9 protein-coding genes are annotated in these 16635 nt (G+C 43.7%); 1 reads left to right on the forward strand and 8 read right to left on the reverse strand.

The window, feature by feature from the left end; genetic code table 11:
• The first annotated feature begins 191 nt into the window (after positions 1-191).
• On the forward strand, positions 192-1232 hold the full coding sequence (locus J5X92_RS04350) for a LacI family DNA-binding transcriptional regulator (protein WP_126872323.1): 1041 nt from the start codon (positions 192-194) through the stop codon (positions 1230-1232).
• Positions 1233-1440: 208 nt separating this feature from the next.
• On the opposite strand, the gene J5X92_RS04355 is transcribed toward J5X92_RS04350, so the two are convergent.
• From J5X92_RS04355 to J5X92_RS04390, 8 genes are all read right to left on the reverse strand, one after another.
• Positions 1441-3195 (reverse strand): alpha-amylase family glycosyl hydrolase, encoded by a 1755-nt coding sequence (locus J5X92_RS04355; RefSeq protein WP_208804787.1) that lies wholly within the window; start codon positions 3193-3195, stop codon positions 1441-1443.
• Positions 3192-4685, reverse strand: a complete 1494-nt coding sequence (locus J5X92_RS04360) for an MFS transporter (RefSeq protein ID WP_126872325.1) — start codon at positions 4683-4685, stop codon at positions 3192-3194. Before J5X92_RS04360 ends, J5X92_RS04355 begins: the two co-directional genes overlap by 4 nt.
• 28 nt (positions 4686-4713) lie before the next feature.
• A complete protein-coding gene (locus tag J5X92_RS04365) occupies positions 4714-6735 on the reverse strand; it encodes a glycoside hydrolase family 13 protein (RefSeq protein ID WP_208804789.1) in 2022 nt (673 codons plus the stop codon).
• A 265-nt stretch (positions 6736-7000) separates the two neighbouring features.
• Positions 7001-9091 (reverse strand): alpha-amylase family protein, encoded by a 2091-nt coding sequence (locus tag J5X92_RS04370; RefSeq protein WP_244360270.1) that lies wholly within the window; start codon positions 9089-9091, stop codon positions 7001-7003.
• A 186-nt stretch (positions 9092-9277) separates the two neighbouring features.
• Entirely contained in the window at positions 9278-10066 is a 789-nt protein-coding gene (locus J5X92_RS04375) for a PEP-CTERM/exosortase system-associated acyltransferase (RefSeq protein WP_208804793.1), read from the reverse strand.
• A 208-nt stretch (positions 10067-10274) separates the two neighbouring features.
• Positions 10275-10790 (reverse strand): RNA methyltransferase, encoded by a 516-nt coding sequence (locus tag J5X92_RS04380; protein ID WP_057791637.1) that lies wholly within the window; start codon positions 10788-10790, stop codon positions 10275-10277.
• 159 nt (positions 10791-10949) lie between these two features.
• Entirely contained in the window at positions 10950-11816 is an 867-nt protein-coding gene (locus J5X92_RS04385; protein WP_126872328.1) for a patatin family protein, read from the reverse strand.
• Positions 11817-12188: 372 nt separating this feature from the next.
• Complete coding sequence (locus J5X92_RS04390; RefSeq protein ID WP_244360225.1) at positions 12189-16559, reverse strand: alpha-1,6-glucosidase domain-containing protein; 4371 nt, start codon at positions 16557-16559, stop codon at positions 12189-12191.
• Positions 16560-16635 lie beyond the last annotated feature (76 nt).

The raw sequence follows: 16635 nt of genomic DNA on the forward strand, positions 1-16635 counted from the left end.
GACCTAAAACTGACAACCACGTTTTATTACAACTAGCCTTACAAGTGATTAGTTTTAACGCGATGAAACGTTTTTTTGCTGTTTCTTGTATTAAAAAAGGCGTGTGACTAGCAAATAAAGCGTGGTTAGAAGAAAGTATGGTATCTTTCTACTTGTCGACAACTCGGTCGTAGCAGACAAACATGGTGCCCATGAAAGAAAAAGCAACCTCTTTTGATATTGCACATTTGGCAGGCGTTTCTCAATCAACAGTATCAAGAGCACTAAATAACAGCCCCTTGGTAAATCAAGAAACCCGTGATCGGGTTCAGCGCATTGCTCGCGAACTTAATTATAAAGTTGATAAGAATGCCAGTAATCTACGCAAGCAAAAAAGTAGCACCATTGCACTTTTGTTGTTTGAAGATCCCACCTCAGATGATTCAATGATTAACCCCTTCTTCCTCGCCATGTTAGGAAGTATTACCCGTGCCTGTGCGGCTGCGGGTTACGACTTGCTGGTGTCGTTCCAAAACTTGGAAGATGACTGGCATGCAGAATATGAAGACTCAAATAAAGCAGATGGCATAATTTTATTGGGTTACGGTGATTACACCGATTATCGCAGTAAAGTGGCACAACTTGAGTCACAAGGCACACATTTCGTTCGTTGGGGCGCACCCGATGCCGCTCATCCAGGTGTGAGTGTTGGCTGTGATAATTTTCAAGGTGGTTACAGCATTACCGAACACTTAATCGCCCTAGGTAGAACTCGGTTTGCGTTTATCGGCGATTCAGGCAATAAAGCCCCTGAGTTTATGGCTCGTTTTCAAGGTTATACAGAGGCGCTAACAAGCCATAATTTATACGAAAGTTCGTTGCAAAGTGATGCGGTTTCTACCGAAGAAGCTGGCTTTGATGCCATTCAAGGTATGTTGAACGATGCTAAAACTAACGAAGCAGGGTTACCTGACGCTATTGTTTGCGCATCTGACCTTATTGCTATGGGCGTTTTGAGAGCGTTAAGGCAAACAGCGCTTAAAGTGCCTGACGATATTGCAGTGGTAGGTTACGATAATATTGCTGTGTCGGCCTTCACGACCCCAGCGTTAACTACCGTTCAGCAAAACACGAAGCTAGCCGGTGAATTATTGGTCAGTACGTTAATTAAAGCCATTTCAAATGAAAAGGTAGAAGATTATCTCATGCCAGCGGAAGTCATAATTAGGCATTCATGTGGGGCAAAAACCTAGGCAGCCTACGAGCCTTGGTTGCCTAATTTAATAAGCCTGGCTAACTCGCTAGGCTAACTATCTTACGTTAGCTACCTCAGGTTAGCTATCTTGAGTTGTTTAGTTATAGAAAATGCCCCGCTAAAACATGATTTATAAATAGTGAAAAAGCGCTTGATGTTATTAGTAGTAAACGAGCAACAAGCGCTTTTTTATTGTGAGGTAAAATTTACTGCGCCGACATTTGCTTAATAAGCGCCGCTTCTAGGGCATCTGAATCTAACGCCCCTTCCCTAACCCATACTTGAACGCCGTTGGCGGGCACTGAGGTTGTTAACGCGTCACCGGAAACCAATTCACGTGTTTCGCCAGACAACTGCTCAGTCCATGTGCCAGCTTGCATGTATTCATCGATACTAAAACTTGCAGGTTCTTCGGCTTTATTCAGCATGACCAATGCGGTTTGTTGTGCACTATCACTTTGTAAAACACGGTAAAACGCGGCTTTGTGCCCGGCTAATTCAAGATTGAACTGCAAACCTCGTTGAAGTGCTGGTGTGTTTTTACGCACGTGCGCTATTTTAGTTAGTGCTTGTGCAATAGCATGCGATTTGGCGTTGTCTATATTGTCTTGGCCAAAGTAATTGCGGTTACCTTCGTGCTCAGACGTACCACGCATAAAGCCAATTTCTGAGCCTTGGTACACCACCGGAATACCTCTCACCGTAAACAACCAGTTGTGCGCATTAATGAAACCATTGTCGGTGGCGTTAATGCGTGCCATATCATGGTTGTCGTAGAAAGTCGTTAAATCATAAGGGTTATTGTAAGGCCCATGGGTTAAATACAAGGTGTCGGCTAACGTTGCGAAGTCACTTTCAAGTGGCTTTTCGAACACCTTTACCATGGCTTCTTGCATCGGGAAGTCGAGCACACTTACCGCACCATTTTTTGGAAGTGTGTGCTGCGCGATAAAGTTCGCATCATATTGGAAGCTTTCGCCGAACATAAAGAAGTCGGGATGCTCTGCCCTCACCCGGTCAGACATTTCTCGCCAAAAATCATGAGGGACATGGCGAATAGTATCTATACGAAATGCATCCGCGCCTTGTGAAATCCAGTAAAGGTAACTATTGATAAGATAATCTCTTACCTTGGGATTTTGATCATTAAGGTTAGACAGCTTTACCAAGTCTGGATAATCATGAAAAAATTCATGCAACGGATTGTTTTTCGGGTCTAAATCTTCCGGGGCCAAGTTCTGGTGATCAGCGACTAACTCGCCTTCAGCATTATAAATTTCACCATATCCAGGTTGGTCAGAGGGCATGGTAAAGCTTGGCGTACCGTGGTTGGCTACAATATCAAATACCGATTTTAAACCGAAGCTTTCACGCATTTGTGTGGTGTACTGTTTCACACTTAAATCATGGCTTATTAGATGCTCATCAGCTTTATAAAAGTTAGTTGCCCAGTACCCGTGATAACCGGTTTTGCCACCGTCTTTAAATGCGCCACCAAAAGTAATTTGCTCATCGCCACTAAATGATTGGTTAGGATTTTGTAGTACTGGCGTCATCCAAACGGCGGTGAAACCCATATCGCGAATATAGTCGCCATTGTTAAGCACCCCTTTCAGGTCTCCGCCCATATAGCCCACATAGGCTTTTTTCCCGTCAGGACCTTCCATGGGTAGCTGCCAGGTTGGAAATTCCCCACCTTGGTCTTCATGGTTATTACTGGGGTCGCCATCCACGAACCGGTCGGTCATTACAAAGTAAATCGCTTCGCTCGCAAACGGTGTGGTGGTACCTGAAATAGTGACTTTGTTATCCGCTTTACCATTCGAGGCAGCTGAAGATTCTGCCTCGGCCTTTGCCGAATCAGCAGACATTGACGACGATGTATTAGCACAAGCTGTTATTGTGCCTACACCCAATGCAAGTGTGATAGCAAGGGTAAGGTTTTTTAGTTTAGGGGTCATTGTGCTAGTTCCTTATCAGCTACGTCTGCTTCTACTACGTCGTGTTCTTTTACGAAAAATACAGCGATAGCCCCCAATAACATGGACGCTCCGGCGACAACAATAATGTATTTAGCTTCGTTATCGAACACACTACTTAAAATCCAGCCTGCGGTTAAGCCAGACACTATCTGTGGTGCGGCTACCGTGAAGTTAAATATGCCCATATAAACGCCGGTTTTGTTGGCCGGTAACGCGCCCGCTAGCATGGCATAAGGCATCGCTAAAATAGCGGCCCATGCAATCCCTACCCCAATCATTGGGATAAGAAGCTTCACTGCCCCAAGGGGCACGGTAACTTCAGTAATCAATAAGTTTACATTCACCATGGTGAGGTCTTGGAAGAACAGAAAACTAACGTAGCTTAAGCCACCTAAAATTAACGCCCCAGCGTAAATAGTTTTTCTGCCAAACTTGTCGGCGAGTCGAGCGAGAAATACTGAGAAGACGGCGGCGAATACCGAATAAGCAGCAAACAATATACCCACCCAATCACCGGCTGCGCCTTTAGCGGCTACAATAGCGTCGGGTACTTGAGCAACTGAGGCAATGTGCGCTGGATCCCACCATATTTTGTCAACACCCCAGATATGTTGGGTAATTGCTGGCGTGGTGTATACCCACATAATAAACAGGGCAAACCATGAAAAAAATTGTACAACGGCAAGTTGTTTCATGGTTTTAGGCATGTGAACAACCAAGGAAAAAAACGCTTTCATACGCTCGATAAATGGTGCTTTTGGCGTATTTTCTGGCTTAACGTCATTCTCAGTGCTTAGGCCTTTGTATCTATTGTACTCTTCGGGCGAGTATTCTTTGGTGCGAAAAACGGTCCAGATGACCGTACCAAGCAATACCGTAGCCCCAATATAGAAAGCCCAAATAACAGACGGAGCGACTTCTCCCATTTGCGCAGTATTTTCAAGACCTACCACGTTAGTTAACACGAAGGGCAAAATTGAACCTATTACTGCACCAATATTGATTAGCAACGATTGTATGGAATAACCAATGTTACGTTGCGACGGCGGCACCATATCCGACACTAAAGAGCGGAAAGGCTGGAAGCACACGTTAAATGAAGCATCCATTAGCGCGACCATCAGCGCCCCCATTAGCATTGGTGCAAGAAAGGCAACAAATAAAGGTGCGTTGGGTAATAAGATCATACCTAGCACGGCAGCTACCGCACCCGCAAGAATAAAGGGTCTTCTTCGTCCTAAACGATTCCATGTTCTGTCAGACGCCGAGCCAACAATAGGTTGCACAATCAACCCCATAATCGGTGCCACTAGCCAAAAAAGAGACAAAGAATGAAGGTCTGCCCCTAGGTCGGAAAGAATTCGGCTCACATTGGCATTCTGTAGGGCAAAGCCAAACTGAACGCCTAAGAAGCCAAAGCTAACATTCCAAATTTGCCAGAATGATAAACGAGGTTGTTGTACTTGCATAAGACCACTCTACTTTATTGTTGTTCTATTATTTAACGATGAAAACATTCGCCGACATTGGCGCTAACGTTACGGTTTCACTGGAGGCGAATTCCTTATCGTCTTTAAGACGAGTCATATTCTTTTTACCGTTAGTAACCATGTTATATTTATTCATATCTACCGTTGATGCTTTTTCATTTTTGTTCAAGATTACCAATATCACGGGTGACTTACTGTTCACTTTCTTTTCATCGGTATCGTTAGTATCTTTATCGCCCTGTATACTTGGGGGATTTTTAGCATTGGCCTGCCTTGCGTAGGCATACACGCCATCAACAGGTGCATAGTGCTTAAAGCTGCCCTCAAAAACCGCGGGGTAGTTTTGTCTTAGAGAGAGCAATTGTTTAATTCGTGACTGTGCCCAACGCTCATCATCCGATAGCCCTTTGCCAGTAAATGCGTTCTTAGTATCGCTTTTCCACCCGCCAAGGAAATCACTTCGAATAATACCGTGATCTTCCGTGTTAGGGTTGCTCATCAATATTTCGGTGCCGTAGAAAACTTGAGGAATGCCCCGCGCAGTGAGATAAAACGTCATCGCCATATCCCAGCGATTAATGTCTTCATCAACCTGAGAATAGACGCGGCTCATGTCGTGATTGTCAGCAAAAATCACTAGATTATTTGGCTCGCCGTAAAGAAAGTCAGTCGCTAACGTTTCATAAATAGACGTTAGCCCTGTGTCCCAGCCTTCTTTTGAAGTAAGCCCGTCAGCTACCGCATGTTGCAACGAAAAATCCATCACACTCGGTAATGCACTGACATAATCATCATGCCTATGGCTTCCAGCTTGCCAATAAGCGGTAATAGCAGGGTTTACCGACCACTCTTCACCCACTATGTTTAGATTCGGGTATTCTTGCATCAGTCGCGTGGTCCACTCTGACAAAAAGCCTTTGTCAGAATATGAATAGGTATCTACGCGAATGCCGCTTAAATTTGCAAACTCTACCCACCAAATCGCATTCTGAATAAGGTATGTCGCTAGGTGCGGGTTCCTCTGATTCAAGTCTGGCATGCTGGGAACAAACCAGCCATCACTAAATGCTTTGATATCGCTTTGAATTGCATGTGGGTCATGAAGTGATTCTCGTTTATGAGTAGTGCCAACAAACACGCCCTGATTGTTAAGCCAATCTTTAGACGGCTTGTCTTGAACCCAAGCGTGACCGCTGCCGATGTGGTTTAACACCATATCCATAATAAGCCCAACACCATGCTCAGATGCCTTTTCACTGAGCTTTTGATATTGTGAATTTGAACCGTAACGTGGGTCTATTTTATAATAATCTGTGGTGGAATACCCATGGTATGAATACGAATCCATGGCATTTTCAAGTAACGGCATCGACCATATTTGGGTAAATCCCATATCAGCAATATAATCTAGATTGTCGATGATCCCTTGAATATCACCGCCGTGGCGCCCGCCTTTGTTGTCGCGATTTAACCTGTCTTTATATCCATCAACGCTGTCATTGCTTTCATCACCATTGGCAAACCTATCAGGCGCAATAAGGTAAATGGCATCTTTAGGGCCAAAGCCCACCCGCGATTGAGAATGTTGTCGTCGTGCATTAAGTGCATAGTCAATGTCGTGGGATGAACCATCTGGTGCGATGAGCGATATAACAACCCTTCCCGCTTCTGCACTATCTGTATTCAACGTGACAAATAAATAGTTTTCACTGTCTAATCGTTTCGAGTCCACAACGGTGACATCAGTAGCATTGATTGAAGCGGAATAGTTGGCAACACCGTCGCCATGCAACATAAGTTCAACAGTAGGCTTTTCCATACCCACCCACCAATTTGGAGGGTACACGTCTATGTCAGCTATTGCAGCATATGAGAACGTGAGCAATGCAAGTGTCGCAACGCTGTTTACAAAACGGGTAGTGACTAATGAAGCTGCTGAAACCAAAAAGCGAAGCACTAAAGGAGAAGTGAATGAGGGCGCCTTTACTATTAGCCAGATGCGAGAAATGTTAAAACGGAAATGCAACACACCCCCTCCATGTTAATAAGACGTTAAACCACTATGGCATACTACCCCCACAAGCTACTCACGCCAATCCTATGCATACGTATTCACCTTGAGGATGAGTATGAAATAGCGAGCGAAGGCTTGGATAAGCATGTTTTAAGCACATTCTCTGTGTATTTTTCGGCCAGCGAATTTCATAACGGGGCATGCATCGAAAAAGTGCCCACTCGATAACTTCTTTCAATTCCATTAGGCATTGGAATAACAATAGAAAACCATATTTGAATTAATCAGGAACCAAATCAAATACCTTACTTTCTAAGCCCGCTAAGCTAATTGTAATTTCAAGCCCATTGTCAGTGGCTGTCATAGTGGCATCATCATGAGGCAGCAGCGCCTTTACGATGATGGGCTTCGTGCTATTGAAGCGCCTGCCTAGTGCGTTTATTTCCGTCATATCGCCAGAGGGGATCGTAAGTGTAAACTCCCCTGTTGCTTCTTTTGAAAAATTGGCTATGACTAATATCGCGTTATTTTCAGCATGCCTGATAAAGGCAAACTGTTGCTCAGTATAAGCACGAGGGCGCGCACGTTGCAGTTCTTCATAACTGTTACCTTCGAGCACAGCTTGGTTAAGATTAGCTTGATGCAAACTCACAAAATCACCACGGATGGCTGTATTGTTAGATGCAATTTGCATCACATTTTCATAGAAGCGACGTAAGGATATTTCTTCAGCTGTTGACTGGCCACCATCAAATTTCCCCAGATTCATCCAGCGTTGATGGGCGGGTACGCCAGCATAATCGAATATAGTGGTACGGGTAGGACTACCAAATCCCATGTCTTCACTGCCATCCTCTCCTACATCTTGACCGAAATAGAGTAAGAAAGGGGCGGTGTTTATTAACGCACTTACGGTTAACGCTGGTTTGCCCTGCTTCGCACTGCCCGCAAAATCAGCGCTTGGAATGCGTTGTTCATCATGATTTTCTAGAAAATTGAGCATGTGTGAAGATATGTCTGCAACGTCTTTGCGCGTGCTGACCAATTCACTCACTTTACCTTCACCTCGAACAATTGACTTCAAGGTGTCATAAAAGCCAACCTTATCGTAAAGATAATCCATCTTTCCTAGCTGAATGTAATCTCGATATTTATCAGGTTGATAGACTTCCGCTAGTAGAAATGCCTCAGGGTTTCTTTGCTTAATGGCACTGTTTAAAAATGACCAGAATTCGACTGGCACCATTTCAGCCATGTCGAACCTAAAACCATCAACGCCTTTATCTAGCCAGTAAATGGCGATGTCTCTGAATTTGTACCACGAATCAGGTAATGATTTGTTAGCCCAAAAAGCCGCATGTTCTTCTACAGGCATATTTCGATAGGCTTCTGGTAGCTTTGGAAAGTCGTAGCTACCGTCGGGTTTTACGCCGTAATTAATCTTAACGGTTTCATACCAGTCGTTAATATCGGGCTGTGGTGCTCGACTGCCGTTGCCCGTCCATTTAGCCGGAAATTCATCAAACTGTCCGTCAACCAAATGATGCTGATCCTTTCCAGTAACTGCGCCCCCTAAAACAGTTTCTGCAACGACCTCGGGCAATACAAATGGTGTATTAGGTATGTAATAGAAATTATTATCTCGAGAATACGTTTTTGACGTATCGTCGTTAGCGCCAAAGTTATCATGGCGTGATGAAAACGAATGATAACGGCGCGCTACATGGTTAGGCACTATATCGATAACCACTTTCATATCGTGTTGATGAGTACGCTGGATAAGCGCTTCGAATTCTTGTAGTCGGTTAGCGGGGTTATCTGCTAAATCAGGATTAACGTTATAATAATCTTTAACCGCATAAGGCGAGCCAGCACGCCCTTTAATCACATCGGGATCATCGTCAGTAATTCCAATGTTGAGGTAGCTGGTAGCTAAGGCATGATGCGGAACACCGGTATACCAAATATGAGTGGTACCTAACGCTTTAATACTTTGAAGGGCCTGTGGCGTGAAGTCACTAAATTTTCCCACACCATTTTCTTTAAGTGTCCCCCACGGTTTATTGGTGGTATTCGTATTCCCGAACAATCGAGTAAATACTTGATATACCACAGGCTTGCCAGAATTGGGGAGAATTTCTGTCACTGAGTTATTCGTGTTCTCACTTTCCATGAAATTGGCACCTGACTGTGGGTAAGCGATACAGGATAATAGGCCTAGAGATAAAACTGCTACCGTTAATTTCTTAACCGCCGAGCTTATATTTACGTTTTTATAAACGCTTTGGGAAGGAGTTTGTGCCGCGTTTTTCGCCACACTTTTGTTCACGTGGAGGTGATTTGTTTTTGTAATATCTAACACTACAAGCATACCTTTGCATTGAATTGCCAATAGCATACTCGTTAAGGGAATGTTAAAACAATTCCATACGTATTCAATACTAAATTAATACGATGTGATTGCTTTGTTCCGTTTCCCTTGTTCTTCGATTTGTCCCTCAATCTGTAGTATTTTAGTCGTCTTTAAAGAACGGCCGTACGTAATATAATACTGATACTATGCCGCTTTACTGGCAGTAAACTCTTCCTCAGCTTTCATGGTGGAACCAAACATGTTTTCAGTTAAGCTGCCGGCAAGATCACTTTTAATACGCATTAAAAAGCTGCGTAGCGCCGGTGTTAATTCACTCTCGATAGATTTTGGTTTGATACGATACACCGCACGTAAACCGTTATAGTCAATTGGGTCACCCAAACGTTCAAAGTTAAACCCAAACATTTTTAATCGGCGTGCCAATTTAGGCTCCATCAATACGTAGGCATATTCCATTTCCTGTTCAACGCAAATGCTCAGAGCGATGAAGTAGAGCGCCAAAGACAGATAAGGTATGTGTTCCAGCAGAACGCTTTCCGCTTTACTCATTTTCTGTTTACCAGAAGGTTTGAATGGCGCTTTAGCTTTAAGCTGTCTAACTCTAAATGACTTCGGAATAGCTAAACGAGAAATTTCACATATTGAAGTTCTGCCAAGCTGAGCGGGCACTAACGCTTTGTCTTCAATAGCGTGAATACACTTTTCTTCTAGCGGTAAGGCTTGGTGGCGAATAGCAGGCATAATGATACGAATCGTTCCTGCACAATCACCTGTTGGTAAATGTTTGATATAACAGTTAACAGAGTAATCGTCATATCTGTCGACTTCTAATCCCGTAGAGCGCTCTTTTTCGAAGTTCATTTCTTCACAATAAACTTCGTGTCTTGTGCTGAAACATGTCTCTCGGTCTTCATTGTTTTGTGCTACCACAAGTGAGTAACGACTAAAGAAAAAACTCGATAGTTCATCCATCTGTTTTTTCTTTCTTTTGTTTCTCAATTTCTTCAAATTAGAAGAAATATGGCTATGAATTGTTTTTAACTTATTTAGCGAAGTAGCGACACGTTTTTTCAATTTTTGGTCCTCTATAGATTTAGCAGGCCCAGTTTGAAAAGAATGACAAAAGTTCACCTTGTGCTCACACACAATTTCACTCTCGAATACAACGATTCAAACCGATTTATAGTTTTGATTGATTATTATTATCCCGGCTCTCACGTATGAGGCTATTACCTGAGATATACTCTGATTTTGCTAAACGATCGTAAAGTACGACGTTTGCGGTAGCAGCTAGATTCATACACGAGTACGTAGGTATGTAAACAACATGGTCACACCACTCAAGTACGCTTTTATCTAAACTGCCATCTTCTGGTCCGAAAATGTACATTGCATTTTCAGGATGTTTGAATTCTGGTAAAGGTAACGCGCCTTCTACTAGCTCTATGGCTACTACACTTGCATTTTCGGGCACGACCTCTTTTAAGTCATCAACGCCGATAGTTGGGATCTTTTTATGAAAAGCCTTCGTATCAGCATTAAAGTTCTTTGCAATACGGTATCTGTACCCAGTGTAAAACACACTTGATACTCCGTAGCAGCCTGCAGCTCGTAAGATAGAGGCGACATTTACGGGGTTTTTCGGATTCACTAATCCGATACTTACGGTTTGCTTTGATAGCGAAAGGGAACTCACACGACCTCTTTTTATTATTCTGTTATTTTATTATTTTGCTATTTTGCTATTTTGCTTCGCAATAGCCTTTTAATACTGCCACTTAGCTATTGCTATGACTCGCCATTCTAGTTTATTCATTAGTTCGGTATTGCGCATTATTGTTATACTTTAGTTTAATTACGCGACGGTTTTATTACCTTGCGTACTTTGCGCTTCTACTTTCGACTTCGATATCACTCGTCTTGCCATTCGTCTTCCCTGCCCGTAGCCACGCAGTAATTTCTTTTTATCCATTGTTAAACGCTTAACGCAAAACGCTTCATCAGGCGCTATGACAGTAATCGTGCAGTCAGACGGCGGATCTAACAAAAAATTCAATGTTTCATTATAAATATTTGATCTTTTTGTCATCTTATCTAGTAAAGCCGGTTGAGCGCCATACATTTTTTCTAATAGCCACGCTGTCTTAACTGTGGGTTTTGTAAAGCCCTTAGGTTGAGAGAGCACCACAGTAATATCACGAGCCCCCATCTCATAAGCTTTTCTCACCGGTATAGCATCAGCTACACCACCATCAACATAGCGCTTGCCATTTATTACGGGTTGTTCTCTAAACGCAGTTGGAATTGCACAAGATGCTACCATCAACGCATCAACATTTTCTTCCGTTGCTTGTATGTATTCACATTCACCTGACTCAACACTGGTGATCCCTACATACAATGGCATTGCTGCTTCTTCACCAGGCGCTGGTATACCCAGAGACTTCTTAGAATGGTGCCATAACCAATGTACATCAGTCATATGCCCACCCTTTATAAACCGCATTGGGCTAAAAAACTCACATTTAGTGGCGTACTGCGTGATGATAGTCTTGCTAAGACCTGGCATTCTAGCAACATAGGTTGAAAGGTTGGTTGCCCCGGCCGATACCCCTATCGCGAAATCGAAAGGATAGTAATTTTGTTCCATGAACTTATCCAATACGCCGGCTGCAAAAACGCCGCGCATCGCACCACCTTCTACCACTAAAGCTGATTTCATTGTCTCAATCTCCGTTAAAGCAATATATGAATTACTGCTTAATTAAATCCTTCTATTGGAGCTCCCCTAGCCCTTTAGAAAGCTCAGGAAAACAATGTCACTCAATGATACCTATCATCATCCACACCTATTGCTAACATGTCATTGTGCATAATCATGCACTTTTATTATGTTGAAATGGTGTAAGGCGATTATCTACTACATAGGTTGAATAAAGCAAAGTATGTTCCAATAGTGTGAGTTTTTTATTCTGACGGAATTTCGAAAAAAAAATTGCGGAAAAAATTGATTGGTTTAATGGGAAAAACTGTTCAAAGAAATGAAAAAAGCCGTGAAAATCCACGGCCTTAGTTTCTCATTTAACGCTAACGGTTATTTAGGGCTAACAGTAAGCGTAGGAGACTGACCATTGGGGCCAGATACTTTAAATTCGTATAGCCCCGCTTCAGATACTTCAATAACAAGATTATTGTTGCTAAATGCCAACACTTTTGGTTGATCAGGGGTCACAAGGTTAGATACCGCATCATTTGGGTTACCCAGGTTAACGGTATTCCAATCTTCTGATGCCACTTTGAATTCTGCACTTCCTATGCTGAGCTCAATGTCTACCGTATATTCGCCTTCACCCTGATAGGTAAATAGGTCAGTGGTTCCCCACCCATTCATCCCGCCACGAACGTACACTTCAGTGTCACCAAAATAGGCTTCTTTGTAAACACCTATGGTTGAATTGTTTTCGTCATTCACATCAAAAACAAATACATAGCGGTCAGCTTCTTCAATGGTCAGAAGCAGGTTATCGTTTGTTCTTGCTAAGGCCGTTGTTTGGCCAACGTTCACATTTCTATCTGCATCATCAGCACTTAATGCGCCAAAGTTAACCGTATCCCAATCTTCAGAAGCGACTTTGAATTCATAACTACCTGGTTCTATATCCATTGTCACTTTATAGATACGCCCCCCTTGATACTCAAGTTCGTCGTTAGTGCCCCAATCGTTCAGTGCACCTCGAATATACACTGGCGTTCCAACATAGGGCTCCTCGTTTACAATACTGAGTACTGGAGACTCTGCATCCGAGGCATCAATGGTAAACAGATAAGTAGCGCTTATTGCCGGCGTGAATGCTAAGTTATTGTTGGTCCTAGCCAACACTTTAGGCTCAGTTTCCACAAGCGCAGCATCATCACCTTCTGCAGCACCAAAGTTAACCGTTTCCCAATCCTCTGAAGCAAATTTAAAGCCGTAAGTGGTTGAACCTTCTAGGGTAACGGCCACTTCATATACACCATCACCTTTGTAGATGAATGGGTTATCAGTTGTCCAACCATTCATATCACCGCGAAGGTAAGGCGTAGTATCGCCATAAGGCACAACATCCGGCGCACCAGAAGTTGCGTAGGCCGATAACCCATAACCTTGTACCCCTGATTGCGGCTTCACAAATACAGCAATAGTCAGTGCTGGAACGGTGAAAATACCATTCCCGTCTTCTGCTTCGTTAAACGTTGCCCCTCGAACCGCTTCATCACTTGAGTTCATTTGCAGTGCATGTAATGAAAACCCGGTTGCGGTATTAATACTAATGGATTTCGTTTCGTACCCCGTATTTACTAGCACAACAATGGCATCATTTTGCATATCAAGATCGGCGCGGGCTTCTCCGTCAGTGTCAGCGTCAGAAGCAACACCGTCATCAATGCTCATGGCTATCAAACCTTTTTGCTGGTTTGAACCAATATTATGAAAGCCGATACGGTCGATGATGTCGTCAGCGGTGGTTAAACGAAATAACGGACTTTCCGTACGAATGGCCAGCAACTCGTTAAATGCATCTGACGCAAATATGATGTCGGCCATAGATGCATCACGTTCTGGGCTATAAATAAACTCACCCATTTCTTCCCAACGAACTTCATTGTCTTCAGCTAACGGTAAACCCACGTTCCAGTTATTGGTTTCATAGGTAAAATCAACGAAATTGAACCAATCGCCTGCGTCATAGGTGTTTCTGTCCATAGACTTAGATCGCAGTAAATCACCGCCCATCTGTAAGAATGGAATACCTTGCGACACAAGCGGAATACCGATAGCTACGTTTTGTGCACGTACGCGCTCACTCAACGAAATGTCCATTGGTAATGTATAGTTCAGCTGATCCCATAAGGTTTCATTATCATGTTTAGATACATAATTAATAATGTCGGCTGGGTCTAATGCGTAACCACCTAGGTTACTGGTATTGCTAGCTACGCCTGCCGAGGTTTCAAGCACATAGTCTTGCAGTGTGCCTATCATGCTCATTTTCACTTTGTCTTGGTCGCTTAACAGCGCGTCAGACTCAGGTGAAAAGATATTACCTTGGCGAATAGCTTCACGAATTCTATCGTTGTACGTGCCTATTTGCGTACCGGCCATATTCAGCTGGTTCGCTTGTTCGTAACCTCTGTCGATGCGTGTCCAGCCCTCACCGTAGAAGTAATTATCTTCATCTAATGCTTGCACGCTGTTGCGCAATTGCAACATCGTCTCTTTAGAGGCCTGGCTCATGATGTCAAAACGAAAGGCATCGTATTTGTAATGCTCGGTCCACATAAGTAGTGAATCCAGCATTAATTTTTCCATCATTACGTTACGCGGTTCCGTATCATCACAGCAGGTTTCGCGAACAATATCGCCGGTGTCGATTTCATAGCGATGGAAATAGCCAGGTACAACCTTATCCAGTACAGATTTCGCAAAAACGCCAGAAGCATTGGTATGGTTGTATACCACATCTAACGCAACACGAAGCCCCATTTCATGAAGAGCTTGAATCATTGCCCGCATTTCGACAATTCGTTCTACACCTTCTGCATTTGATGCATAGCTACCTTCTGGTGCGTTGAAATGATGTGGATCGTAACCCCAGTTGAAACCATCAATAGCACGCATGTCACTTGTGAGCTGCTGTGCTTTCGCTGCTTCAGCGAGAGGGTCGTAGCTGTTATATACATCAATAAGTAATGTGGCACTGTTCTCTTCTTCACAAACCACGGCTTCCGCGTTAAGGCGACATAAGTCTGCAACCGTGTCGAATAAACCAATAGTCTTAGTCGGGTCTTCATCAATGGTGGCAATATCGTTCGCGGGCAGCACATGGAAGTAGGTTAAGCCTGCCTCAACCAATTTTTGTAGATGTAAAACAGGCGCCGTGTTTTGCTCGGTAAAGGCTAAGTACTTACCACGATTTGCTTCGCTTGTAGACATATCGCGAATACTGAAATCACGAACATGGCCCTCATAAATAATCGCATCTTCAGGGTTTTCTAACGTAGGAATATTCTGAGTATCCCACCCCTCTGGTTTTAAATCGTCATCTGATAAGTTTACAAAGCGAGAGAAGCGGCCATTGGTGCTAAGGCTTACCGAATAAGGGTCAGTAACTTCAAGTACTTCTACCGCCCCCGTTTGCGGATGAAAAACCGTGACTTCATAGCGATAAAGTTGTCTATCTAACGACATATCGCCTTCAAATTGCCAGATACCTGTATTAGTGTCGTGGGTCATCGTATAGCGACTCGTCAGGGTTTTATTGTCATTGTAAGTTAGTAAATCTACATTTTGCGCTGTGGGGGCCCATACCGATACAGCAATACCCGTGTCAGAATACACGGCACCTAAACTTGCTTCGTTTGCATCTTCATCACCTGCGGTGAAGATAGCATCAATAACCTTTGCGTTTTGTAAGCCTGTTGCTGCTATTAGCACCCCGTCACTGTCATACCCACCCACTACCGCTTGAGTGGTTAAGACAGTCTTAGCATCCTCTAGGCTCCAGTCTCCTTCCCAAGCCTGAAGTGCCGCCAAGTTTTCTGCTTCAGCTGTTTGGTTTTCATCTAACGTGGCAGGCATTAACGTTATTGAGGTGCCGTTGATACCATCTTCCAGTGAACTCTCTAAGTCAGCATTCGCCGAATAGTGAAGCTTCACGGTAGATACGGTATCAGCCACATCCCACAATATCGTATTAGCATCTAACCAATGTGCACTAAAACCTTCTATATCTACAGGCTGTGGCCCAAGAGACATAATGGGGTATTCAAACAACGTGGGCTCCCCTGACAACGTAAAGTTCATACGCACGTACGTTTCGTCATCTTGAACTAGCGAAGCTTGAAAGTCTGAACCGCCCAGCTCTTTACCGGCATCGTCAGTGCCTAAGTGAATGATAAAATTGTGGCAGTTATCAAAATTGTCTTTTAAATCTAATATCCAATACGCACCATAATTAGGGTCGATACCCGTATGTTGACGTCCATTGGCCCAGTCAGTATCTGCATCGGCATAAGCGTCGCATTCATCATTGTTCCATGTATGCAAACGCCAGCCCTCGTACGCGGGGTCGTTTGTGGAATTATCAGCATCAACTGCCGCGCGGTTGTAGTATAAAACTGCTTGATTATCGGCAGGGAAAAATACCGGTAGAGGCAAACTCGGATCGGCGCCAACTACACACGCATCATTAGTTTCATTAGGCACCGTGGGTGCATCACATTGAATAGGCGGTGGTGCTACGCACGCTGTGCCGTCTGCATTAGGTACGTTTGGTACATTACAAGTCAGTAAATTGTTCGAGCCAGACTCAACACCTGAGCCCCCACAACCTACTATAAAGAGCGCCGTTAGGATAAGCGCCGCAATGCGCCAGGCCTTCAGCATTGGCGTTGACATTGGCGCTGATAAGGGTTTTGTTAACATGGATAACTCCAAATTTTTCTTTTTCATAAACGCAGTATTGGCAGCGATAGCCTTTGGTTTCAGTTTCTGGCAGATA

Origin of the sequence: Alteromonas sp. K632G (assembly GCF_017653625.1) — a bacterium.
Classification (GTDB): domain Bacteria; phylum Pseudomonadota; class Gammaproteobacteria; order Enterobacterales; family Alteromonadaceae; genus Alteromonas; species Alteromonas naphthalenivorans.

Bases quoted from the DNA above. Each gene is read 5' to 3' on its own strand.
- J5X92_RS04355 (WP_208804787.1), bottom strand. From the start codon at position 3,195: ATGACCCCTAAACTAAAAAACCTTACCCTTGCTATCACACTTGCATTG.
- J5X92_RS04385 (WP_126872328.1), bottom strand. From the start codon at position 11,816: ATGAAATCAGCTTTAGTGGTAGAAGGTGGTGCGATGCGCGGCGTTTTT.
- J5X92_RS04350 (WP_126872323.1), top strand. From the start codon at position 192: ATGAAAGAAAAAGCAACCTCTTTTGATATTGCACATTTGGCAGGCGTT.
- J5X92_RS04360 (WP_126872325.1), bottom strand. From the start codon at position 4,685: ATGCAAGTACAACAACCTCGTTTATCATTCTGGCAAATTTGGAATGTT.
- J5X92_RS04375 (WP_208804793.1), bottom strand. From the start codon at position 10,066: ATGGATGAACTATCGAGTTTTTTCTTTAGTCGTTACTCACTTGTGGTA.
- J5X92_RS04390 (WP_244360225.1), bottom strand. From the start codon at position 16,559: ATGTTAACAAAACCCTTATCAGCGCCAATGTCAACGCCAATGCTGAAG.
- J5X92_RS04370 (WP_244360270.1), bottom strand. From the start codon at position 9,091: ATGCTTGTAGTGTTAGATATTACAAAAACAAATCACCTCCACGTGAAC.